Genomic DNA, 22,128 nt, shown 5'->3' on the forward strand with positions numbered 1-22,128 from the left:
CGCAGGCGAAGCAGGAGTAGTGAAGCCTCCTCCAGATGGCAACAGGATCTATTCCGGACACGGGCTGCTCGGCCTGGTCCGCGACTTGATCGAGCAAGGCCGATTCGATCCGCAAGAGTTCGTGATCGCGGGAAGCGCCCGGCTCTGGGTCGAGGGATACATCCCGGCCCTGTCAGACCTCGATATCGTCGCCATCGGCTCGACTTGGGACAACGCCTGGGAAATGGCCCTCAGCGGCGAAGGCGTGTTCTTCGAAGGGCCTTTGAACCACGCCAAACTGATCCGACTCCATGGGAACCGGATCGAGGTTTCCAACTCCTGGCTCTCACCGTACGCGGATCCCTACCGACTCATCGAGGAAGCCGAGATCATCGAAGGGCTTCGCTACCCTTCACTCGCGACGGTCGCCGATTACAAACGGCGGCTCGGCAGGCCCAAGGATCAGACCGACCTCAGCGCCATCACCTCGTCGACGGCGCGGTATTCCAGCCCTGCAACGGCTTCCGGTCGCCAGCGGCCCGCAGTCTCCACATCGGCGCCGCAGCCGTTACCGCGGCGGATCCAGCGCCCGCTTGCACACGGCAACACCCCTCGGGCCTCGCAGTGTCGCCCGGTCACCACTCGGCGATGATCGGGGGGTTCTCGTGGGGGGTGGTCTGCCAGGTTTTGGTGAGGCGGGTCAGGCGGGTGGGGGTGGCTATCGAGGTGGCGTTGGTGATGAGGCCGTGGTGGGTGGTGAAGAGGATGGTGCCGACGACGCGGTCGCCGAGGGCGGCGATGAGGGCCGGGGTGGTGTTGACGATGGCGGCGTGGATGGAGGGGGAGCCCCCGGCGAGGCGGCGCTTGGCGGGGGTGGGCTTGAAGCCGCCGCGCATGACGCGGGCGAGCTGGGCGGCGCCGGTGTGGGACATGAGGGTCGCGGAGAGGCCCGCGCCGTCGGAGAGGCCGGTGGCGTCGTCGGTGAGGAGGGCGACGAGGCGGTCGGTGCGGCCGGAGGCCGCGGCGGAGACGAACGCCTCGACGATCTCGCGCGCGGCGGCGCGGTCGACCTCGGTGCGGCGTTCGGCGCGGACGCGGCGGCGGGCGCGCAGGGCGTACTGCTGGCTCGCGGACTCGGTGATGTCGAGGATTCGGGCGATCTCCTTGTGGGAGTGGGAGAAGGCTTCCCGAAGTATGTAGACCGCCCTTTCTACGGGCGGGACCCGTTCCAGTAGGAGAAGCACGGCTATCGTCACCGATTCGCGTTGTTCGACGGTGTCGAGCGGGCCCAGCAGTGGGTCTCCGTCGAGGAGCGGTTCCGGGAGCCACGAGCCCACGGCGCGTTCGCGGCGGGATTGGGCCGAGCGGAGGCGGTCCAGCGCGAGGTTCGTGGTGACCTTGGTGAGCCAGGCTTCGGGGACGTCGATGCGGTCGCGGTCGGCGGCGTGCCAGCGCAGGAACGCGTCCTGGACGACGTCCTCGGCGTCGGCGGCGGAGCCGAGGAGGCGGTACGCGAGGGAGGCCAGCCGCGTCCGGCTGGCCTCGAAGCGCTCGACGGCGTCCATGCTCCGACTCTAGGCCGGGACGGCCTCGCCGCGGCGGGACGGCGCGGAGGTGAGCCGGTGCCTGCGGACGGGCAGGCCGTAGGTGGGGTGGGCGACGCCGAACGCGGCGCCCTTGAGGATGGCGTTCTTGAGGCGGGCGGCGGTGCGCCCGCGGAGGGACCAGGTGGTGTCGCGGGAGCCGAGGGCGAGGGCCTGGAAGAGGGCGTCGCGGCGGCCGAGGCTGATGTGGTTGCCGTAGTACATGAGCGAGGTGCGGCCGGTGCGGGCGCCGGTGAGGTCGCCGACGATCGCGCTGGCGGCCTGCATGGCGGTGAATCCCGCTGAGGCGCAGGACATCGGGAGCGGTTCGCCGTCCTCGGCGAGGGTGAACGCGGCGTCGCCGGCGGCGTAGACGCCGGGGTGGGAGGCCGAGCGCATCTGGCGGTCGACGAGGATCTGGCCGTTGTCGCGGACGGCGAGCCCGCTGGCGGCGGCGATGGGGTGGACGGCGAAGCCGGCGGCCCACACGACGGCGTCGGCGGTGAACGTGCGGCCGTCGGCGGCGCGGGCCCCGGTGGCGGTGGTCTCGGTGATGTCGGCGTGCTCGTGGACGGCGATGCCGAGGCGGTCGAAGGCGCGCAGGAGGTGCGCGCGGCCCTTGGGCCCGATCCAGCCGCCGAGTTCGCCGGAGGTGGCGAGGACGGTGCGGAGGCCGGGCCGGGACTCGGCGATCTCGGTGGCGGCCTCGATCGCGGTGAGGTTGCCGCCGACGACGAGGACGGTGCCGCCGTCCATCTCGTCGAGGCGCCGCCGCAGGCGGAGCGCGGCGGGCCGGGACGCGACGTGGTGGGCGTGCTCGGCGCCGGGGACCTGCGCGGCGGCGGTGGAGCCGAGGGCGTACAGGAGCGTGTCGTAGGCGAGGTCGTCGCCGGTACCGGAAGCACCGTCGAGGGCGACGGTGCGGGCGTCGGGGTCGAGGGCGGTGACGCGGGCCTGGCGGAAGCGGACGCCGTTGCGCGAGAACAGGTCGGCGAGGTCGCGGCTGGGCAGGTCCTGCCCGGCGGCGACCTGGTGGAGGCGGAGGCGCTCGACGAAGTCGGGTTCGGCGTTGACGACGGTGATCGCCGTGTCGGCGGGGTGGAGGCGGCGCGCGAGGGCGCCCGCGGCCCAGGTCCCGGCGTATCCGGCGCCGAGGACGATGATGCGGTGCTGGTGGTGCTGCATGGTCTCACTCCTGTCCGGTGGTGTTCGGCCTCTGAACGGGGCAGCGGCCGGTTCCATGACAGGAGCGGGGTGTGCAGTGCATCTCAGTCGGCGCTGTCCTCGTCGCCCGCAGGGACGCGGCGGCGCCCGGAGCGGCGGTGTTCGAGCTGGTCCATCTCGTACCGGGCGTACCAGGGCGCCCACCCGCCCTGCGTGAACCACTGGCGGCCGCTGCGGGAGGCGAGGCCGCCGATCACGCACAGCCCCATGACGATCCAGATCGGGGAGATGACGAGCGCGGTGACGTCGCCGTAGGTCCGCGAGACCCCGACGATGCCGATCGCGGTGTTCGCGATCGCGAAGACCAGCGCAAAGGTGCGGGCCCAGCGGCGGCCGCGGCCGAGCTGGAACACGATGGCCGCGTAGGGGATCGTGAGCAGCGCGATGAGCGGCAGGACGATCGCGATGGGGAAGGACGTGCCCACGGGCAGCGCCTGCTCCAGTTCGGAGACGCCGGGCACGTCGGCGGTGCGGGACTCGACCCACCGCAGCAGGCGCGGCCCGAGGCCGAGGCTGACGCTGACCAGCATGAAGTACTGGAACACCATCATGACCTGGGCGAGGTCCACCGAATGCGGCTTGTCGTAGAGCGGTGCGGGGCCATGAGAGACGCGGTAGTTCACGGGGCGGCTCCAAAACACTGGGCTGCCTCCAGGGTACGTCCGCGAAGCCGCTGGTGGGGAACTAGTTTCCCCGGTCGCGGGGCCGCGGCCCGGCCCAGCGCCACACGGGGGGCGAGACGAGCGCACCGAGGCAGGCGAGGTCGAGGACGCCCGCGAGCTTCTCCAGGGGCGGGGCCGAGAGCCACGCGTCCGCGTCGGCGAGGAGCACCATCGCGGGGACGCCGGTGGTGACGACCGCGAGGAACCAGGCCCACGCGCGCCGGTGCCAGATCCCGAAGGCGTACAGCAGGAGCAGCGACGCGGCGACCACGAGCACGGTGAGGAACGCCGGGCTCGTGTACCCCATGCGCCCGCACTGGACGTCGTGCGGGCCGCACGCGAAGTACTCGGGGACGAGGACGGCCATGAAGTCGATCCAGGAGAGGACGAGCAGCGCCATGAGCAGCCGCACGGTCAGCGGCCGCGGCGCGGTCGGTGTGCCCATGGGCTCATTGTGCGGCACCGGGGGCGGCCCGGCGCAGGGGGCGGTAGAACTCGCGCAGGTCCCGCACGAGGAGGTCGGGGGCCTCCATGGCCGCGAAGTGCCCGCCGCGGTCGAACTCGGACCAGTGGACGATCCGGTGCGAGCGTTCGAGGAGCCCGCGGACCGCCGGGTCGGTCGGGAAGACGGCGACGCCGGTGGGCACGTCGGAGTACGAGGCCGCGGGCTCGTCGCGGACGGCCCGGTACTGGTGCGCGGAGGTCGCGCCGGTCCCGGTGAGCCAGTACAGGGTGACGTTCGTGAGCAGCTGGTCGACGTCCACGGCGTGCTCGGGAAGGCGGGCCGCCGGGTCGGTCCAGTCGTGGAACTTGTCGGCGATCCACGCGAGCTGTCCGACCGGTGAGTCGTTGAGCGCGTAGGCGATCGTCTGCGGTTTCGTGGACTGGAGGTCGGCGTAGCCGGTGCCCTCGCGCACCAGGTCCCGCACGGAGGCGATCCGCGCGCGCTCGTCCGCGGTGAGGGACGCGAGCCCGGGGTCGCCCGGCGGCGGGAGTTCGAGGCCGCCGTTGACGTGGACGCCGACGACCCGGTCGGGGGCCAGGCGCCCGAGGGCCGGGGAGACCTTCGAGCCGGTGTCGCCGCCGTGCGCGCCGAACCGGTCGTAGCCGAGCCGGTCCATGAGGGCGAGCCAGGCGCGGGCGATGCGCGAGTGGTCCCAGTCGGGCGCGGACAGCGGCGTGGAGAACGCGAACCCGGGCAGGGAGGGGGCGACGACGTGGAACGCGTCGGCGGGGTCGCCGCCGTGGGCGCGCGGGTCGGCGAGCGGGCCGAGGACCTTCATGAACTCGACCACCGATCCGGGCCAGCCGTGGGTGACGACGAGCGGCAGCGCGTCGGGCTCGGGCGAGCGCACGTGCAGGAAGTGGATCCGCTGGCCGTCGATGTCGGTGAGGCCCTGGGGGAACGCGTTCAAGGCAGCTTCGTGGGCCCGCCAGTCGTAGTCGTGGAGCCAGTGGTCGGCGAGGCGGCGCAGGTACAGGACCGGGACGCCGCTCGCCCAGCCCGGTTCGGGACTCGCGGCGGGCCAGCGCGCCAGGCGCAGGCGGTCGTGCAGGTCGTCGAGCGCGGCCTGCGGGACGTCGATGCGGAATGCGGCGATCGGTGCTCCCATCGGCCCCATGCAATCAGAGCGGCGGGCCGCGGACCGCCGGGGGTCCCGGGACCGGGTCCGAGGACTTGACGCGTCCGCGGGGGTGAGGACACTGGGGTGGAGACGGATGGGGAGGTCGGGATGGGGTTCTCAGGGCTGCGGGCGGTCGTCACGGGCGCCGGGCGCGGGTTCGGGCGGGCGCTGGCGGTGTCGCTGGGACGGGACGGCGCGGAGGTGTTCGTGTCGGCGCGGCGCTTCGACGCGGCGGAGGAGACGGCGCAGGCGGTGCGGAGGGTCGGCGGGCGGGCGCACGCGTTCGAGTGCGACCTCGCGGACCCGGTGTCGGTGCGGGAGTTCGCCGAGTCGCTCGGCGAGACCGCGGACGCGGTGGACGTGCTCGTCAACAACGGTGCGCCGTACCTGGACGCGGGCGGGTTCCTGGGGGCGGCCGGTTTTATGGAGTGCACAGACGAGCAGGTCGCGGAGGTGATCGCGGCGGGGGCGGCCGGGACGGTGCTGGTGACGAAGGCGGTGCTGCCGCTGCTGCTGCGCAGCGCCCGGCCCGACATCGTGACGATGGTGTCGGGGTGCGGCGAGTACGGGAACCACCGGTCGGCCGCGCACGAGGCGTTCTACGCGGCGAAGTCCGCGCAGGCCGGGTTCACGGAAGTCCTGTCGAAGCGCTTGCGGCCCAGCGGGGTCCGGGTGATCTCGCTGTACCCGCCGGACTTCGACGGCGCGGACCCGCTGGGGCCGGGCTGGGACGAGGCGCGCGGGACGGGCGACGCGCTGGGCGCCCGGTCGGTCGTGGACTGCGTCCGCTTCGCGATCGGGCAGCCCCGCGACTGCTTCATCAAGAGCTTCTACTTCGAGCAGGCGTAGCCCGGGTCAGGCCGGGGCGGGCGCGGGCTCGGGGACGATGTCGGTGATGAGGTCGGCGCACCACTGGAGGAGCGCCAGGCCCTCCACTGGCTTGCCGCCGACGCGGGACGTGGTGGGCCGCGGGACGCTGATGAGGCCGGCGGGGGCCTTGTAGTGCGCGTCCGGGTAGTGGCGGCCCAGGCGCAGCTGCTTCGAGTCCGGCAGGTCCACTGTGGAGAACCGAAGGTTCTTGCCCTGCAAGGCGATGTCGGTGAGCCCGTGGCGGCGGGCGAGGAGCCGGAAGCGCGCCAGGTGGAACAGGGTGAGCACCTGCTCCGGGGAGGGCCCGTACCGGTCCTCCATCTCCTCGCGCACCTCGTCCAGCTCGGCCTCGTCGCGGACCTCGGAGACCTTGCGGTACATCTCCAGGCGCAGCCGCTCCACTTCGATGTAGTCGAACGGGATGTTCGCGTCGAGCGGCAGCTCCACCTTGACCGGCGGCGGGGGCTCCTCGGTGCCGCCCTTGAAGGACGTCACGGCCTCGCCGACCATCCGCAGGTACAGGTCGAAGCCGACGTCGGCGATGTGCCCGGACTGCTCGGCGCCCAGGAGGTTCCCGGCGCCGCGGATCTCCAGGTCCTTCATGGCGACGTACATGCCCGCGCCGAGCTCGGAGTGCTGCGCGATGGTCGCGAGCCGCTCGTGCGCGGTCTCCGACAGCGGCTGCTCCGGCGGGTACAGGAAGTACGCGTACGCGCGCTCGCGCGAGCGCCCGACGCGGCCGCGGATCTGGTGCAGCTGCGAGAGGCCGAGGAGGTCGGCGCGCTCCACGATGAGGGTGTTCGCGTTCGGGATGTCGATGCCGGACTCGATGATCGTGGTCGAGACGAGCACGTCGTACTCGCCCTCCCAGAAGCCCTGCATGATCTGCTCCAGCTGCGTCTCGCTCATCTTCCCGTGGGCGACCGCCACGCGGGCCTCGGGGATGAGCTCGCGCAGGCGCGTCGCGGCCCGGTCGATCGACTCGACCCGGTTGTGCAGGTAGAACGCCTGCCCGTCGCGCAGCAGCTCGCGGCGGATCGCCGCGGCGACCTGCTTGCCCTCCCACGCGCCCACGTACGTGAGGACGGGGTGCCGCTCCTCGGGGGGCGTGGAGATCTGCGACATCTCGCGGATGCCGGTCACGGCCATCTCCAGGGTCCGCGGGATCGGCGTGGCGGACATGGTGAGCACGTCGACGGCGGTGCGGAGCGCCTTCAGCTTCTCCTTGTGCTCCACGCCGAACCGCTGCTCCTCGTCGACGATGATGAGCCCGAGGTCCTTGAAGCGGGTCTCGGCCTGGAGGAGCCGGTGCGTGCCGACGAGGATGTCCACCTCGCCCGCGGCGATGCCGCGCTGGATCTCGGCGGCCTCGCGCGCGGACTGGAACCGCGAGAGCTGCTTGATCTTCACCGGGAACTGGCCCATGCGCTCCACGAACGTGCCGTAGTGCTGGCTCGCGAGGAGCGTGGTCGGGACGAGGACCGCGACCTGCTTGCCGTCCTGCACGGCCTTGAACGCGGCGCGCACGGCGACCTCGGTCTTGCCGTAGCCGACGTCGCCCATGACGAGGCGGTCCATGGGGACGCGGGCCTCCATGTCGTTCTTGGTGTCGATGATCGCCGACAGCTGGTCGGGGGTCTCGATGTAGGGGAACGCGTCTTCGAGCTCGCGCTGCCACGGCGTGTCGGGGGCGAACGCGTGCCCTTGGGCCGCTTGGCGGGCCGCGTACAGCTGGATCAGCTCGGCCGCGATCTCGCGGACGGCCTTGCGGGCGCGGCGCTTCGTCTTCTGCCAGTCGGCGCCGCCGAGCTTGTGGACGGTGGGCTGCTCGCCGCCGACGTAGCGGGTGAGCTGGTCGAGCGCGTCGGTCGGCATGAACAGCACGTCGGCGCCCTGGCCGCGCTTGGACGGCGCGTACTCGATGACGAGGTACTCGCGCTCGGCCCCGGCGATGGTGCGGCGCACCATCTCCACGTACTTGCCGACGCCGTGCGCGTCGTGGACCACGAAGTCCCCGGGCGAGAGTTCGAGCGGGTTGACCACGCCTTTGCGCTTGGCGGCCTTGCCCTTGCGGGGCCGCTGGGCCGCGAGGGCCTTGCCGCCCGCGATGTCCGCGGCCGTGACGGCGACGACGTTCCCGGCCGCGAACCCGAGCGCGAGCGTGCCCACGCACGCGACGACCTCGCCGCGCGCGAAGCCCTCCGGCGCGGACTCCAGGTGCGCGCCGATGCCTTCGGCGCGCAGCTGCTCGGCGGCGCGCTCGGCGCCGCCGAGGGCCGGGTAGACGACCGCGACGGCGCGGCCCGCGCGCGTCCAGGTCCGCATGTCCTCCACGAGCTGGGCCGTGTTCCCGTGGTAGCGCGGGGATTCGGCGAACCCGAGGTCCACGGTGAGGCCGTCGTCCGAGACGCCGGTGCCGTAGGTGAGCGGCTCGCCGGTGATCGCGGCGAGTTCCGCGGCGTCGGGAGCGTCGCCGAGGGCGTCCTCTTCGGGGGCGACGGCGAACGGCGAGATCGTCCACCACCGCTGGCCCTTCGCGAGCGCGGCGGTGCGGGCCTCGGCGAGGTCGTGGAACGTGCCCGCGCCGAGGTCCACGGGCGCTTCGGCCCCGGCCGCGGCGGCGGCCCAGGACGCTTCGAGGAACTCGTTCGAGGTGGCGACCAGGTCGAGCGCGCGGGTGCGGATGCGCTCGGGCTCGATGGCGACGACGAGCGCGTCGCGCGGCAGGACCTCCTGGAACAGCTCCAGGTTCCCGGGCCCGGCGAGCGAGGGCAGGAGCGACTCCATGCCCTCGACGGGGATGCCCTGGGCGAGCTTCGCGCACATCTCGCCGAGCCCCGGGTACGCCTCCCCGAGCTGGGCGGCCCGCTCGCGCACGTCCTCGGTGAGGAGCAGTTCGCGGCAGGCGACGGCGCGCAGCTCGGCGGGCTCCTCGCCGGAGGCGGCGTCGAGGGAGCGCTGGTCGGCGACGGAGAACTCGCGGATCGTGTCGACCTCGTCGCCGAAGAACTCCAGGCGCAGCGGGTGCTGGGCGGTCGGCGGGAACACGTCGAGGATGCCGCCGCGCACGGCGAACTCGCCGCGCTTCTCCACCAGGTCGACGCGCTCGTACGCGAGGTCCACGAGGTGCGCGGCCAGGTCGGTGAGGTCGGTCTCGTCGCCGCGGCGCAGGTGCACGGGCTCGCGGGTGCCGAGGCCCTTGAGCTGCGGCTGGAGGGCGCCGCGGACGGGCGTGACGATGACGCGCGGCACGTCCCCGGCGTGGATGCGGTGCAGCAGGTCCAGGCGGGCGCCGACGGTGTCCGAGCGCGGGGAGAGCCGCTCGTGCGGGAGGGTCTCCCAGGCCGGGTAGTAGGCGATGTCGGCCTCGGCGATGAACGACGCGAGGGACTCGGCCAGCTCCTCCGCTTCGCGGGAGGTCGCGGTGATCGCGAGCACCGGCCCGGCCGCGTGCCGGGCGGCCTGGGCGAGCGCCAGGGGCCGGGCGCCGGGGACGGCGACGACGTCGACCGGGCGGTCGGACCCGGAGGCCAGTTCGGCGAGGCGCGCGAGCTTCGGTTCCCCCGCGGCCGCATCGAGCAGGCTCGCGAGCTTCGGCTGGCCTTCGGACATTCGCGGGCTCCCTGTGCGAGACGGTGCCGCCCGGCGGATCGCGGGCACGACTGATGGCCGGAGACAGCCCTGACGGGGGGCTGTTCCGGCGACCGGTCGAGTCTACCTCGCGCCGCCCCGAGGGGCGCCCGCGATTATCCGAGCGCTAGTTGGAGGCGCCGCGGCCGCCCTGGTCGAACAGGAGCGCCTGGATCTCCGGCAGGTTGTAGAGCATGCCGATGACGACGAGGACGGTGAGGATCGGCAGGAGGATGCGGTTCTCCTCCTTGCCGCCGGCGCGCAGCGCGATGTTCTTCGGCAGGCCGATGTCCTTCCAGCGGCGCCCTTGGATCGGGAGCGGGAAGAACAGTGGCGACCCCATTTTCGTGATCATGTCGCCGAGGATGTGGATGAAGCAGCCGATCCCCATGGCGAGGCCCAGGATCCAGTAGTCGCGGCCCTCCGGGAGCAGCCGGAACATGCCGTAGGCGGCAACGAGGGAGACGCCGGTGACGACGATCCACCCCTTCTTCTCGACGGTCTCGGCGAGCAGTCCTCGCACGGCGAGACCGGTGAGGACGAACAGGATCGCCACCACCGCGGGCTTCCCGAACCAGTACGCGAGGTAGCCGGTGCCGGTGCCGACGATCGCGGCGTGGACGAAGGTGTGCGTGAACGTGCGGTGCCCGTTCTTGCGGGGCTTGTCCTTCTTGGACTTGGTGAGCAGGTAGAACCAGTAGCAGAGCCGCTCGACGACCTCGGCGACCATCAGGGAGGCGACGCCGAACGAGCGGGCCACAGTGGACCCGCCCTTGTTCTCGGTGACCTTGCCCGCGCAGTCGATGTCGGGGTAGAGCGATGCGCCGGCGCAGACGATCGTGCCGACGACCAGCTCCGCGGAGGACTGGTCGATGCCGAACGCGATGTCCGCGACGGCCGATCCTGCGAGCCATAGGGCTGCGCCGGACATGGCGTGGGTCGGACCCATGACCATAGGGGGACTCCTTCAGGGCAATGCTTTAGCTTTTCAGGGCGGTGTTCTCAGGGCGGCGGTGAGCAGTCGAGAAGCTGGCGACACTATCCCACACCGGCACCAATCGCGGTGTCCCAGGAGTGTCCGGACGCCGCAACAGGTTTCGCATACCGGTCCGATCACGACGGGCCCGGGCCGGGACGGTTCGCGCTATGGTCGAGGGGTGTTCGACTCCGCCCAGCTGACCGCGTACCTGGAACGCGTGGGCATCACGGCCCCGCGGCGCCCGACCCTGCACGCACTCAGGCGGGTCCACCGCGCCCACGTCGCCGCGATGCCCTACGAGAACCTCGACATCCAGTTGGGGCGGCCCATCAGCCTCGACCCCGACGCGCTCTTCGCGAAGCTCGTCGAGCGCGGGCGCGGCGGCTACTGCTACGAGCACAACGGAGTCCTGGCGCTCGCACTGGAGGCCATGGGCTTCGACGTGCGCCGCGTCCTCGGCGGGGTCCGGCGCGAGATCGACGGCGACGGCGCCTGGTGGAACCACATGCCGCTGGTGGTGCGCTTCGAGGGCAGGCACGGCGGCGGCGGCACGGAGTACCTCGCGGACGCGGGGATCGGCACGGGCTTCCGCGAACCGCTCCCGGTCCGCGACGGCAGCTACCGGGTCGGCGCGTTCAACTTCGGCGTGTGGAACCTCAGCGGCGACACCTGGCGCTGCTCGATCGACCCGCGCGTCGCGAACCTGACGTTCGACTTCCAGCTCGCCGCAAGGCGTCCTGAGGAGTTCGCCGAGCGGTGCCTGGAACTGTCCACCTCGCCCGAGTCGCCGTTCGTGAAGACCCTCGCGGTGCAGAACCCGCGCGAGAACGACATGTGGGTCCTGCGGGCCCGCACGCTCACCGTGTACGACCCGCGCCACCCCGACCTCAAGACCGTCCGGGTCGTCGCCGACGCCGGCGAGTTCGCGTCCCTCCTGAGGGGACGGTTCAACCTGACGCTCTCGGACGCGGAGACCACCGAGCTGTGGGCGAAGGCCGTCGCCCAGCACGAGCGCAAGCTCGCGGAGGACGCGCAGGCCGAGGCCCTGGAGAACGCGGCCTAGGCGGCCTTCCCCGCTTCGGCGCGCTGCCGGGCGGTCTCGTAGAGCGCGACGGTGCCCGCGTTGGCGGCGTTCAGGGACGAGGCGGCCTTGGCGGCCATGGGGATGCGGGCGACCGCGTCGGCGAGTTCGTGCCACGCCTTCGACATGCCCTCGGCCTCGTTGCCGACAACCAGGAGCACCGCGCCGGTGAGGTCGTGCTCGGACAGGGCCCGCTCGCCGCGCTCGTCGGTGCCCACGATGGACGGCTTGTGGTCCTGCTTGGACGCCCATTCGGCGACCTCGTGGGCGGACGCGGCGTTGACCACGGGGAGGGCGAACAGCGATCCGGTGGAGGCGCGGACGGCCTTGGGGTCGTAGGGGTCGGCGGCGTTGCGGCCGGTCACGATGACCGCGTCGGCGCCGAACGCGTCGGCGGAGCGGATGAGCGAGCCGACGTTCCCGGGCCCGGAGGGCCGGTCGATGACGAGCCCGGTCCAGCCGGGGCGCGAGGAGAGCTGCGAGAGGCGGCGCTTGGGGATCGCGACCTGCGCGAGCAGCTCGGGCGCCTCGCCGTCCTTGTCCCCCAGCTCGGCCATGAGGTCCGCGGAGACGGCGGCGCGCTCGGTGTGCGGGGCGTCGAGGAGGCCCTCGGCCCACGCGGACAGGCGCGGCCGGTCGGCGTCGTAGAGCAGCTCCTGCACGGTCCAGCCATGCTCGACGGCCATCGTGATGGGCCGCACCCCCTGGACCAGGAACGACCCGGCCCGGTGCCGCTTGGTCCGGTTGCGCAGCAGGGTCTCCCACTGCTGGAACTTCGCGTTCCGGACGCTCACTCGCAGACTTCTCGCCATGGTCTCCGCTCCGATGGATTCGAAGCGCGAAACTAGCACGGGACCGGAGCACCGCTCCGGTCCCGTGGTCGATTTGCGACGCTCGTATCCGTCAGCCCGTGTTGCGCAGGCCCGCGGCGATGCCGTTGACGGTGATGAGGAGCGCGCGCTTGAGCTGCGGGTCCACGTCGCCGTCGGCGCCGCCCTCGGAGCGGTACCGCTTGAGCAGCGACACCTGGAGGTGGTGCAGCGGCGCCAGGTAGCGGTCGCGGACCTCCAGGGTGCGGGCCAGCTGCGGGCTGGAGGCGAGGAGCCGCTCCCCGCCGGTGAGCGCGAGGACCTCGCGAACCGTGGCGGCGTGCTCGTCCTTGATGGCGTCGAAGATCGGGCGCAGGTGCTCGGGCACGAGCGTCGAGACGTACTGGCCCGCGATCGACAGGTCGGTCTTCGCGAGCGTCATCTCCACGTTCGACACGAAGTTGCGGAAGAAGTGCCACTTCTCGTACATCTCCGCGATGTCGCCGCCGAGACCGGCTTCGCGGGCGGCCGCGAGGCCCGAGCCCACGCCGTACCAGCCGGGGACGATCTGGCGCGACTGCGTCCAGCCGAACACCCACGGGATCGCGCGCAGGCCCGAGAGGCCCGCGTCGGTGTTCGGGCGCTTCGACGGGCGCGAGCCGATGTTCAACGCGCCCAGGAGTTCCGTGGGGCTCACGGCCCAGAAGTACTCGGCGAGCCCGTCGCGGCCGGTGAGGGCCCGGTAGGCGCCCTTGGACGCCTCGGAGGTCTGGTCCATGACGTCGAACCAGCGGGCCAGGACCTCGGGCTGGTGGCGCGGCTCGGTGTGCAGCAGCGTCGCCTTCAGGGACGCGGCGACCGTGAGTTCGAGGTTCTCGCGGGCCAGCGCGGGCAGCGTGTATTTGTCGGAGAGGACCTCGCCCTGCTCGGTGATCTTGATGGCCCCGTCGAGGGTGCCCGAGGGCTGCGCGAGGATCGCCTCGTGGGTGGGGCCGCCGCCGCGGCCGATGGTGCCGCCGCGGCCGTGGAAGAGGCGCAGGCGCACGCCGTGCTTGTGCGCGATGTCGCGGAGCTGGCGCTGGGCGGCCTGGATGTTCCACTGGGAGGCGGTGATCCCGGCGTCCTTGTTGGAGTCGGAGTAGCCGAGCATGACCTCCTGGACGTTGCCGCGGGCGGCGACGATCGCGCGGTACGCGGGGAGGCTGAGGAGCCGGTCGAGGAGGACGTCGGCGCCGGCGAGTTCTTCGACCTCTTCGAGGAGGGGCACGAAGCCGACGTCGGCGCGGCCGCGGGCGACGTCGATGAGCCCGGCGTCGCGGGCGAGGATCACGGGGGCGAGGACGTCGCCGGCGTCGTGGGTCATCGAGATGATGTAGGACTCGACGATGGCCTTGCCGAACTGCTCCTGGGCGTCGCGTACGGCGTGGAAGACGTCGAAGGTCTTGCGGTTGAGGTCGGTGAGCTCGACGTTCGCGGGCGCGAGGGGCCGCTGGCCGGAGAGTTCGCGGGCGAGGAGGTCGCTGCGCTCCTCGGGGGTGAGCTCGGCGTAGGGCCGGTCGAGTTCGCCGGTGGCGTCGTACAGCTCGGCGAGGACGGCGTGGTGGGCCTCGGAGTGCTCGCGGACGTCCATGGTGGCGAGCTGGAGGCCGAACGCGGCGACGGTGCGGATGACGCGGTCGAGGACGCCCTTGGCGGGGAGCTGGCCCCGCTGGCGGGCGAGGGAGTCGCGCATGACCTGGAGGTCGGCGAGAAGTTCGCGGCCGTCGGCGTAGTCGAACCCGGCGCGGTGGGGAAGGCCCTCGGCGTGGCGGGTACGGGTGTTGGCGAGCTTCGCCTCGATGGCGCGGGCCTTGAGCCGGTAGGGCTCTTCGGCGTGGATGCGCTTGTAGCGGGCGGGGATCGCGGTGCCGAGGCGGTCGAGGTCGGCGCTGACGGAGTCGAGGAGCTCCTGGGACGCGGGCCGCACGGACTGGGAGACGGACAGCTCGTTGATGAGCGAGGCGACTGCGCCTTCGGCGGCGGCGATGCCGTGCTCGTGCTGCATGAGCAGCACCTGCTTGGTGACCTCGGGGGTGACGAACGGGTTGCCGTCGCGGTCGCCGCCGATCCAGGTGCCGAAGCGCAGGGGCGCGGTGCCGGGGCGGGGGGAGCCGCCGAGGTCGGTGAGGGTGGCGTTGAGGTCGGTGAGGACGCGGGCGGCGGCGTCGCGGTAGAGGTCGGTGAGGTAGTAGATCGCGTTGCGGGCCTCGTCGGTGGGCTCGGGCTTCTCGACGCGGAGCTCGTCGGTCTGCCAGAGGAGGTCGATGATCTCGGCGAGGCGGGAGTTGACGGCGTCGACGTCGGCGGAGCCGAGGACGGCGCGCTCGGCGGCCTCGGCGTCGAGGAGGTCGGCGATGTTGCGGAGCTTGATGAGGATGGACCGGCGGGCGGCCTCGGTGGGGTGGGCGGTGAAGACGGGGCGGACTTCGAGGCGCTCGGCGGCGGCCGCGATCTGGTCGGCGGGGACGTCTTCGAGGGTGATCTCGGCGCGGGCCTGGGAGAGCCAGCCGCCGTTCTCGGCGCGGGAGCGGCGCATGTCGCGGGCGCGGTGGACCTGCTCGGTGATGTTCGCGAGGTGGAAGTAGGTGGCGAACGCGCGGGCGAGGTCCACTTCCTCGGTGACGTCGAGCTTGGCGAGGCGGGAGGCCACGTTCTCGGGCCGGTGGCGGACGAGGCCGCGCACCTCTTCGACGAGTTCGAGCAGCTGGGGGCCCTCTTGGCGGACGAGCGCCTGGCCGAGGAGGTTGCCGAGGCGCCTGATGTCGCGGCGCAGCTGCTTGTCGTCGGTTCCGCTGGAGGAGTCGTAGTAGTCCATGGAGGTCTCCACTGCTGGTCTGGGCAAACCCTGAGGGGCCGCTCGCGCCGACGTCCTTGTCCGCGGTGAACTGCTGTGCACTAGTGCTATAGAGCGATGTCAGCGTAACTTACCGGTAATGCCCGCGCCACTTTCTCAGTCCGGCATGCGGGACGGTCCGCTGAGGATGCGGCGGCGACGGGTGAGGCTAGCCACGGCGCCCGCTTGCGTAGCCGTAAGTGTGCGGAGTCGGACCCGTGGCATACCCTGGTTCGACCGATACCGAAGCCGCCCCGATCGATCCGCTGCGAAGGGACCCCGACCGCCGATGTCTGACTGGGTACTGCCCGACGAGATCCTCGCCGAGGCGCCGAGCCACACCCCGCTCCCGCACGAGCTGGCCGACCTGGAGCTGCTGCTGTACGGCGCGTACGCGCCGCTGCGGGGGTTCATGGGCGAGGCGGAGGCGCGGTCGGTGACCAGGACGGGGACGCTCCCCGACGGGACGGCGTGGCCGGTGCCGGTGACCCTGGACGTGCCGATCGCGATCGCGCGGCTCCTGGACAACCCCGACCCGAAGCGGCGTGTGCTTCGCATCACCGACCCGGAGGGGGCGCCGGTCGCGGCCGTGGAGTGCCACAGCCTGGACGCGCTCGGGCCGGACATGGTGCGGGTCGGCGGCCCGGTGCGGCGGATAGCGGACGCGGCGCACGGGGTGTTCACTGGCCTGCGGGCGACCCCGGAGCAGGCGCGCACGACGTACACGAAGCCGCGGGTGCTGGCGCTGGTCGCGGAGCGGCCGCTGCACCGGCCGCAGCTCGCGCAGCTGGCGCGCGCGGCCCACAACCTCGCGGCGCACGTGCTGGTGATGATCCCGACCGGGGACGAGACGAACGGCGGCCGGGAGCTGCGGCTGCCGACGGCGGCGCTGGTGCGGTCGGTGCTCGCGGCGAAGGACCGGCTGCCGACGGCCACGGTGCTGACGGTGCCGCTGTCGAAGCGCGGCGACCGGCTCCGCGACGGGCTGCTGACCGCGAAGGTGGCGGCCGCGTACGGGGCGACGCACCTGATGACCGGGCCGGACGGGCTCGGCGGGGGCGACGGCGTCCGGTCGATGGTGCCGCGCGAGCTGGCGTACGACACGCGCGACGGCCAGTGGCGGCCGATCGAGGACATCGAGCCGCCGTTCCGGCGCACCGCCTTGAGCGAGGCCGAGGTCGCGGACATGCTCGACCGGGGCTTCGGGCTCCCGGAGTGGCACACGCCGCCGAGCGTGGCCGCGGAGCTGCGCAAGGCCCGCCCGCCGCGGCGCCAGCGCGGCCTGGTGCTGTTCTTCACGGGCCTGTCGGGCTCGGGGAAGTCCACTATCTCGCGGGGCGTCCACGAGGCGCTCCTGGAGGATGGGACGCGCACGGTGTCGCTGTTCGACGGCGACGTGGTGCGCCGGCTCCTGTCCTCGGGGCTGGGGTTCACGCGCGCGGACCGGTCGGTGAACGTGCGCCGGATCGGGTTCGTCGCCGCCGAGGTGGCGCGGCACGGCGGCATCGGCATGGCCGCCCCGATCGCGCCGTACGAGGCGGACCGGGCCGAGGCCCGGCGCATGGCCGAGGCCGCGGGCGCGGACTTCGTGCTCGTGCACGTGTCGACGCCGATCGAGGTGTGCGAGGCGCGGGACCGCAAGGGGCTGTACGCGAAGGCGCGCGCGGGCCAGATCCCGGAGTTCACGGGGGTCTCGGACCCGTACGAGGCGCCGCCGAACGCGGAGCTGGAGATCGACACGAGCGAGATCACCGTGGGCGAGGGCGTGGAGCAGGTCCTGGAGTTCCTGTCCGAGGGCGGCTGGCTGGAGCCGATCGGCCTCAAGATCGCTTAGGAGAAGACGAGAGGAAGGCCCGGACGTTCCCGTCCGGGCCTTTCGTCTACAGCAGCGTGGACCAGTAGTCCCAGAAGCCCGTGCCGACGATGCCGATCACGGCGACGTAGAGCAGGGCCAGGCCGATCCAGTGGAAGCGCAGGATGTCGTCGACGGCGTCGCGCCAGTCGGCCGCGACCGGGATCGCGCCGGTGCGGAGGTTGCGGATCGTGGTGAACCAGAAGATCGGCAGGACCACCGTCCACACGGCCATGCACCACGGGCACAGGACCCCGATCTTGTACACGGACTGGAAGATCAGCCAGGACACGAAGCCGAGCCCGGCGAGCGTCCCGAGGTTGAACGCCAGCGCGATCCACCGCGGCAGCTCGGTCTTGGAGAGCCACAGGACCCCCGTGAAGATGACCAAGGGGAACGCCGCGAGCCCGATGATCGGGTTGGGGAACCCGAAGACCGACGCCTGCCACGTGTTCATGACGGTGCCGCACGAGAGCACCGGGTTGAAGTCGCAGGAGATGGCGTGGTTCGGGTCGATGAGCGAGGCGATGCGCTCGTAGGTGAGGTCGAACGCGGCCGCGAGGCCGACGAGCCCGCCGACGAGCAGGACGAGCCCGGTGACGGTGCGCCCCCGGGCCTCTCTTCCGGTCTCGCCGAACGCCTCGTCCATGAGCGCCCCCTCGGTGCGGGTCGTGGTTGCCGTCGATGTGATCACGCAAGGGTAACGAGCGCGGCGCGATCGGAGTTGCGCGCAAAGCGGCGAATGTGGCGATCCGGACGCCGGGGAACCGCGCGGGGCGCTCCGGCGTCGAAGCGCTCGGCGGGCTCCGTTCGGGGGCTCAGACGCGCAGGGACCGGCCCCCGTCGACCACGAGGGTCTGCCCGGTGACGTAGGAGGCCGAAGGCGCGCAGAAGAACACGGCCGCGGCCGCGACCTCCTCGGGCGTCCCGGGGCGGCCCATCGGGCCGTCGAGGCCCTGCTGGAGCTCGGGCACGGTGGAGGAGCCGGTGCGGATGAGGCCCGGGGCGATCGCGTTGACGGTGACGCCGTCGGCGACGACCTCCGTGGCGAGCGCCTTCGTCAGGCCCGTGACCCCGGCCTTCGCGGCGGCGTACGCGGCCTCGGCGGGGACGGCATTGACGACGCCCGCGGTGGCGGCGACGTTCACGATGCGGCCCCAGCCGCGCTCGGCCATGGGCTGCACGAAGGCCCGCGACACCAGGAACGCCGTGTCGAGGTTCCGCGACAGCTCCGAACGCCAGTCCTCATAGGACAGCTGGGCGACGGGCTTGACGACCGCCGGGTTCGACTTCGACGTCAGCCCTGCGTTGTTGATCACGATGTCCACCTCGCCGACCGCGTCCACCACGGCGTCGGCCAGGCCGCCCACCTCGGCCTCGTCGGTCAGGTCCGCGACGAAGCCGACCGCGTCGATCTCCCCCGCCCGCTCGTGGATCCGCTTCGTCGTCGACACGATCGCGACCGTCGCGCCCGCCAGCCGCAGCCGCGTCGCGATCGCCATCCCGATCCCGTCGGGCGCACCGGCACCGGTGACCAGCGCGATCTTCCCTGCGAGCGAATCGAGCTGCTGGAGCCGCCCGAGCTCGGTCAACGGGCCCTGACCTGCGGACGGCAGGTCGATCACCTCGGCGAGGCCGTCTACGAAAGCGTCGGGGCTCGGTCGCGGTTCATTCATGCGGGCAGTCTCTCACGGTGCTCCGACCAAACGCACCAGCGCCGGGCCGAACGGCGCGAAACCGCCACCATCAGGGCACCACCGGACCCGAACGCCACGGCCGCAACAGGGCCCGCCGCCGGAACCGCAGGGGACGGCCCGCGGACTCCCACGACGTGGGACCATCGGGGGATGGAGCCGAACCCTGGCCCGGTCCTGACGGCGCTGGCGCGCAGCGCGGTCGCGACCTCCTTCGGCCCGCACCCGCCCGGCGCCGCGGTCCTCCTCGCCGACGCCCCGCCCGGCCTCGCCGAACGCGCCGCGACCTTCGTGACCCTGGAGCGCGACGGCGTGCTGCGGGGCTGCATCGGGACGCTCGTCGCACTGCGGCCCTTGGGCATCGACGTCGTCCGCAACGCCCGGCTCGCCGCGAAGGACCCCCGGATGGAGCCCGTACGGCCCGAAGAGGTCCCCGCACTCGCCGTCACCGTCGCCGTCCTCGGCCCCTCGGAACCCGTGGAGGCGCGGGACTTCCCGGCGCTCCTCGACGCCCTGCGGCCCGGCGAGGATGGCCTCACCCTCAAGGACCCCGAAGGCCGCCGCGCCACGTTCCTGCCCGCCGTGTGGGGGCACGCGGGCGGCCCGCACCGGTTCGTCGCCGCGCTGCTGCGCAAGGGCGGCTGGCCGAAGGAGCTGTGGTCGGGCGACCTCCGCCCGGCCCCGTGGCCCGAGGGCCTCAGGGCCGAGCGGTACACGACCACCGAGTACCGGGCTAGTCCGGCAGCGCCACCAGGGTCCCCTCCGCGGTCTTGACCGCCGAACCGGACACCGAGACCGACACCGCCGCACCGCCCTCCACGACCACCTCGCCGTACAGCGACGACGGGCGCCCGATCTCCGCGCCCTGCGCGATCTCGTACGCGTGCACGCCGTCCCCCGCGATCAGGCCCGCGTCCACCAGGTGCACCCCCAGCGCCACCGCGGCCGAACCCGTCGCCGGGTCCTCCCCCACGCCCACGTGGAACAGCCGCGCGTGGACCGCGGCGTGGTCGGCGTCGAAGCTGAACACGTACACCTTGTCGAGGTGCCCTGGCACGTCGACCGCGGCGGCCACGTCCTCCTCGGCGACCCGCACGAAGTTGTGGTCGAGGCCGGCGCTGGCGTTCTTCGGCGTGCCGATGATGCGGTTGGGGTCGAGGCCGAGGGCCGCGGCGGCGGTCTCGCGGTCGATCTCGGGGCCGACCGAGATGGCGGTGGACGTGAGCTTCGCCGCGTCCCCTTCGACGGCGACGGTCATGAGGCCCGCGCCGCACTCCTGGACGACCTCGCCGTCCTTCGGCGCGACGCGACCGGCGGCCGTGACGGCCACCGCGGCGCCGATCGTGGGGTGCCCGGCGAACGGCAGCTCCTCCGCAGGGGTGAAGATCCGGGCGAGGTAGTCGGCCCCGGGATCGGTTGCGGGGAGGGTGAACACGGTCTCTGAGAAACCGAACTCCTTGGCCACGGCCTGCATCTGGTCCGTGGTGAGGTCCTGGCCGTCGTAGACGACGGCGAGCTGGTTGCCCGCGTACGGGCGGTCGGAGAAGACGTCGTAGATCGCGAACGGAAGCATATGGCACTTATAGCTCGCACCGGGTGACGAGCGGTCGGTAAGGCTACGCTCACATTGGCGCCGACGGGCACGTGGTTACGATTGGGTCATGTCTGACAACGCCGCCGTCGTCGAGGCCGTACACGAAGCGCTCTCGCACGTCAACGACCCCGAGATCCGCCGTCCGATCACCGAGCTGGGGATGGTCGACACCGTCGCGGTCGAAGGCGGGCGCCTGTCCCTGACCATCCTCCTCACCGTCGCGGGCTGCCCCATGCGCGACACGCTCCAGCGCGACATCGCCGCCGCCGTCGACGGCGTGGACGGCGTCACCGAGCTCGAACTCGAATTCGGCGTCATGAGCGAGCAGCAGCGCGCCGACCTCCAGGTCAAGCTGCGCGGCAAGGCCGGCGCCGAGCCGGTCATCCCGTTCAACCTGCCCGAGTCGCGCACCCGCGTGTTCGCGATCGCCTCCGGCAAGGGCGGCGTCGGCAAGTCCTCCATGACCGTGAACCTCGCGGCCGCGCTCGCGCAGAAGGGCCTCTCGGTGGGCGTCGCCGACGCGGACATCTACGGGCACTCGATCCCGCGGATGCTCGGCGTCGAAGGCGCGCCCACGCAGGTCGAGGACATGATCATGCCCCCGCAGGCGCACGGCATGAAGGTCATCTCGATCGGCATGTTCACGCCCGGGAACACCGCGGTCGTGTGGCGCGGCCCGATGCTGCACCGCGCGCTCCAGCAGTTCCTCGCCGACGTCTACTGGGGCGACCTCGACGTGCTCCTGCTCGACCTGCCGCCCGGGACCGGCGACATCGCGATCTCGGTGGCGCAGCTCCTGCCGACCGCCGAACTCGTGGTCGTGACCACCCCGCAGCAGGCTGCGGCGGAGGTCGCCGAGCGCGCTGGCGCGATCGTGACGCAGACCCACCAGAAGCTCGCGGGCGTCGTCGAGAACATGTCGTGGATGGAGCTGCCCGACGGCTCCCACATCGAGCCGTTCGGCTCCGGCGGCGGCAAGACCGTCGCCGAGGCGCTCACCCGCGACGTCGGCACCGACGTGCCCCTGCTCGGCCAGATCCCCCTGGACCCGAAGCTCCGCGAGGGCGGCGACGCCGGTATCCCGCTCGTGCTCTCCGACCCCGACTGCGAGGCGTCCCGCGCCATCCGCGCGATCGCCGACCAGCTCGCGGTCCGCAAGGTCTCGCTCGCGGGCAAGCCGCTCGGGCTCAGCGTGGTCTAGTTCTTCGGAAGACGAAGCGGCGGCACCGACCCTTGCGGATCGGTGCCGCCGTTTTCTTTCTCCCGGTTTCCTTAGGAAAGCTTGCGGACCGTGACGGCCGTGCCGTAGGCGCAGACCTCGGTGCCCATGTCGCGGGCGTCCGACACGTCGAAGCGCATCATCACGACCCCGTTGGCGCCCAGGGTCTTCGCCTGGTCGACCATGCGGGTCAGGGCCTCCTCGCGGGAGGCGGCGAGGGCCTTCGAGAGGCCCTTCAGCTCGCCGCCGAGGATCGACTTGAAGCCCGAGCCGATGTCCGAGAACATGTTCCGCGAGCGCACGGTGAGGCCGAACACCTCGCCGTGGGTCTCCAGGACCTCGTAGCCCGGGACGTTCTCCGTGGTGGTGACGACGAAACCTGAGGCGGTGGGATTCGCGCCGCCGAATTCTCCGACATAGTCCATGCGGTCCACGCTATGCGAATCCGCAGGCCC

General features: G+C 72.3%; 19 protein-coding genes. 6 read left to right on the plus strand and 13 right to left on the minus strand.

The annotated features are described in order from the left end of the window. The first annotated feature begins 19 nt into the window (after nt 1-19). Nucleotides 20-631 carry a hypothetical protein gene (locus AB0A65_RS08515; protein WP_359948348.1) on the plus strand — a complete coding sequence of 204 codons (612 nt, stop codon included), beginning with the start codon at nt 20-22 and terminating at the stop codon, nt 629-631. Here the strand turns inward: AB0A65_RS08515 and AB0A65_RS08520 are convergent. The 5 genes from AB0A65_RS08520 to AB0A65_RS08540 all read right to left on the minus strand — a co-directional run bounded on the left by AB0A65_RS08520 (nt 615) and on the right by AB0A65_RS08540 (nt 5,061). Continuing rightward, nucleotides 615-1,544, minus strand: coding sequence for a sigma-70 family RNA polymerase sigma factor (locus AB0A65_RS08520; RefSeq protein WP_359948351.1), 930 nt, complete (start codon nt 1,542-1,544; stop codon nt 615-617). The genes AB0A65_RS08515 and AB0A65_RS08520 overlap by 17 nt on opposite strands. 9 nt (nt 1,545-1,553) lie before the next feature. Further along, a complete protein-coding gene (locus AB0A65_RS08525) occupies nt 1,554-2,747 on the minus strand; it encodes an FAD-dependent oxidoreductase (protein ID WP_359948354.1) in 1,194 nt (397 codons plus the stop codon). A gap of 83 nt (nt 2,748-2,830) precedes the next feature. Continuing rightward, nucleotides 2,831-3,409: a hypothetical protein gene (locus tag AB0A65_RS08530; RefSeq protein ID WP_359948356.1), complete on the minus strand. Its 579-nt coding sequence runs from the start codon at nt 3,407-3,409 to the stop codon at nt 2,831-2,833. Between the two features lie 61 nt (nt 3,410-3,470). Then, the gene (locus tag AB0A65_RS08535) at nt 3,471-3,893 is read right to left on the minus strand and encodes a hypothetical protein (protein WP_359948359.1); all 423 of its coding nucleotides are present in this window, start codon (nt 3,891-3,893) and stop codon (nt 3,471-3,473) included. A gap of 4 nt (nt 3,894-3,897) precedes the next feature. Continuing rightward, nucleotides 3,898-5,061, minus strand: coding sequence for an epoxide hydrolase family protein (locus AB0A65_RS08540; protein WP_359948362.1), 1,164 nt, complete (start codon nt 5,059-5,061; stop codon nt 3,898-3,900). A gap of 120 nt (nt 5,062-5,181) precedes the next feature. Here AB0A65_RS08540 and AB0A65_RS08545 point away from each other — a divergent pair, with 120 nt between their 5' ends. After that, the gene (locus AB0A65_RS08545) at nt 5,182-5,922 is read left to right on the plus strand and encodes an SDR family oxidoreductase (RefSeq protein WP_359948364.1); all 741 of its coding nucleotides are present in this window, start codon (nt 5,182-5,184) and stop codon (nt 5,920-5,922) included. Nucleotides 5,923-5,928: 6 nt separating this feature from the next. Here AB0A65_RS08545 and mfd read toward each other — a convergent pair whose 3' ends face one another. Then, nucleotides 5,929-9,555 (minus strand): transcription-repair coupling factor, encoded by a 3,627-nt coding sequence (mfd, locus tag AB0A65_RS08550; protein ID WP_359948367.1) that lies wholly within the window; start codon nt 9,553-9,555, stop codon nt 5,929-5,931. Nucleotides 9,556-9,700: 145 nt separating this feature from the next. Then, the gene (locus AB0A65_RS08555) at nt 9,701-10,528 is read right to left on the minus strand and encodes a metal-dependent hydrolase (protein ID WP_359948370.1); all 828 of its coding nucleotides are present in this window, start codon (nt 10,526-10,528) and stop codon (nt 9,701-9,703) included. Between the two features lie 202 nt (nt 10,529-10,730). Between AB0A65_RS08555 and AB0A65_RS08560 the strand changes: the two genes are divergently transcribed. Beyond that, complete coding sequence (locus AB0A65_RS08560; RefSeq protein ID WP_359948373.1) at nt 10,731-11,615, plus strand: arylamine N-acetyltransferase; 885 nt, start codon at nt 10,731-10,733, stop codon at nt 11,613-11,615. Here AB0A65_RS08560 and AB0A65_RS08565 read toward each other — a convergent pair. Together AB0A65_RS08565 and ppc are read right to left on the minus strand one after the other, a co-directional pair. Continuing rightward, nucleotides 11,612-12,445 (minus strand): TrmH family RNA methyltransferase, encoded by an 834-nt coding sequence (locus AB0A65_RS08565; protein WP_359948376.1) that lies wholly within the window; start codon nt 12,443-12,445, stop codon nt 11,612-11,614. The two genes, AB0A65_RS08560 and AB0A65_RS08565, sit on opposite strands and share 4 nt — an antisense overlap. Before the next feature lie 91 nt (nt 12,446-12,536). Next, on the minus strand, nt 12,537-15,296 hold the full coding sequence (gene ppc / locus AB0A65_RS08570) for a phosphoenolpyruvate carboxylase (RefSeq protein ID WP_359948379.1): 2,760 nt from the start codon (nt 15,294-15,296) through the stop codon (nt 12,537-12,539). Between the two features lie 307 nt (nt 15,297-15,603). On the opposite strand from ppc, the gene cysC reads away from it, so the two are divergent. Further along, entirely contained in the window at nt 15,604-17,148 is a 1,545-nt protein-coding gene (gene cysC, locus AB0A65_RS08575; RefSeq protein WP_359948382.1) for an adenylyl-sulfate kinase, read from the plus strand. A gap of 46 nt (nt 17,149-17,194) precedes the next feature. On the opposite strand, the gene AB0A65_RS08580 is transcribed toward cysC, so the two are convergent. Both AB0A65_RS08580 and AB0A65_RS08585 read right to left on the minus strand, forming a co-directional pair. Next, nucleotides 17,195-17,860 (minus strand): vitamin K epoxide reductase family protein, encoded by a 666-nt coding sequence (locus tag AB0A65_RS08580; RefSeq protein WP_359948385.1) that lies wholly within the window; start codon nt 17,858-17,860, stop codon nt 17,195-17,197. Between the two features lie 124 nt (nt 17,861-17,984). Further along, a complete protein-coding gene (locus tag AB0A65_RS08585; protein WP_359948388.1) occupies nt 17,985-18,842 on the minus strand; it encodes an SDR family NAD(P)-dependent oxidoreductase in 858 nt (285 codons plus the stop codon). Nucleotides 18,843-19,013: 171 nt separating this feature from the next. Here AB0A65_RS08585 and amrA point away from each other — a divergent pair, with 171 nt between their 5' ends. Next, on the plus strand, nt 19,014-19,634 hold the full coding sequence (gene amrA, locus AB0A65_RS08590; protein ID WP_359948391.1) for an AmmeMemoRadiSam system protein A: 621 nt from the start codon (nt 19,014-19,016) through the stop codon (nt 19,632-19,634). Here the strand turns inward: amrA and AB0A65_RS08595 are convergent. Continuing rightward, nucleotides 19,594-20,433 carry a PhzF family phenazine biosynthesis protein gene (locus tag AB0A65_RS08595; RefSeq protein ID WP_359948394.1) on the minus strand — a complete coding sequence of 280 codons (840 nt, stop codon included), beginning with the start codon at nt 20,431-20,433 and terminating at the stop codon, nt 19,594-19,596. The genes amrA and AB0A65_RS08595 overlap by 41 nt on opposite strands. Nucleotides 20,434-20,521: 88 nt before the next feature. Here AB0A65_RS08595 and AB0A65_RS08600 point away from each other — a divergent pair, with 88 nt between their 5' ends. After that, on the plus strand, nt 20,522-21,655 hold the full coding sequence (locus AB0A65_RS08600) for an Mrp/NBP35 family ATP-binding protein (protein WP_359948397.1): 1,134 nt from the start codon (nt 20,522-20,524) through the stop codon (nt 21,653-21,655). Between the two features lie 71 nt (nt 21,656-21,726). Here the strand turns inward: AB0A65_RS08600 and AB0A65_RS08605 are convergent, their stop codons facing one another. Further along, nucleotides 21,727-22,098, minus strand: a complete 372-nt coding sequence (locus AB0A65_RS08605) for a YbjQ family protein (protein WP_359948400.1) — start codon at nt 22,096-22,098, stop codon at nt 21,727-21,729. Nucleotides 22,099-22,128: the final 30 nt, after the last annotated feature.

Origin of the sequence: Glycomyces sp. NPDC047010 (genome assembly GCF_040644205.1) — a bacterium.
Classification (GTDB): domain Bacteria; phylum Actinomycetota; class Actinomycetes; order Mycobacteriales; family Micromonosporaceae; genus Glycomyces.

Bases quoted from the DNA above. Each gene is read 5' to 3' on its own strand.
- AB0A65_RS08520 (WP_359948351.1), bottom strand. From the start codon at position 1,544: ATGGACGCCGTCGAGCGCTTCGAGGCCAGCCGGACGCGGCTGGCCTCC.
- AB0A65_RS08540 (WP_359948362.1), bottom strand. From the start codon at position 5,061: ATGGGAGCACCGATCGCCGCATTCCGCATCGACGTCCCGCAGGCCGCG.
- AB0A65_RS08585 (WP_359948388.1), bottom strand. From the start codon at position 18,842: ATGAATGAACCGCGACCGAGCCCCGACGCTTTCGTAGACGGCCTCGCC.
- AB0A65_RS08565 (WP_359948376.1), bottom strand. From the start codon at position 12,445: ATGGCGAGAAGTCTGCGAGTGAGCGTCCGGAACGCGAAGTTCCAGCAG.
- AB0A65_RS08600 (WP_359948397.1), top strand. From the start codon at position 20,522: ATGTCTGACAACGCCGCCGTCGTCGAGGCCGTACACGAAGCGCTCTCG.
- ppc (WP_359948379.1), bottom strand. From the start codon at position 15,296: ATGGACTACTACGACTCCTCCAGCGGAACCGACGACAAGCAGCTGCGC.
- amrA (WP_359948391.1), top strand. From the start codon at position 19,014: ATGGAGCCGAACCCTGGCCCGGTCCTGACGGCGCTGGCGCGCAGCGCG.
- AB0A65_RS08535 (WP_359948359.1), bottom strand. From the start codon at position 3,893: ATGGGCACACCGACCGCGCCGCGGCCGCTGACCGTGCGGCTGCTCATG.
- mfd (WP_359948367.1), bottom strand. From the start codon at position 9,555: ATGTCCGAAGGCCAGCCGAAGCTCGCGAGCCTGCTCGATGCGGCCGCG.
- AB0A65_RS08525 (WP_359948354.1), bottom strand. From the start codon at position 2,747: ATGCAGCACCACCAGCACCGCATCATCGTCCTCGGCGCCGGATACGCC.
- cysC (WP_359948382.1), top strand. From the start codon at position 15,604: ATGTCTGACTGGGTACTGCCCGACGAGATCCTCGCCGAGGCGCCGAGC.
- AB0A65_RS08605 (WP_359948400.1), bottom strand. From the start codon at position 22,098: ATGGACTATGTCGGAGAATTCGGCGGCGCGAATCCCACCGCCTCAGGT.
- AB0A65_RS08595 (WP_359948394.1), bottom strand. From the start codon at position 20,433: ATGCTTCCGTTCGCGATCTACGACGTCTTCTCCGACCGCCCGTACGCG.
- AB0A65_RS08555 (WP_359948370.1), bottom strand. From the start codon at position 10,528: ATGGTCATGGGTCCGACCCACGCCATGTCCGGCGCAGCCCTATGGCTC.
- AB0A65_RS08545 (WP_359948364.1), top strand. From the start codon at position 5,182: ATGGGGTTCTCAGGGCTGCGGGCGGTCGTCACGGGCGCCGGGCGCGGG.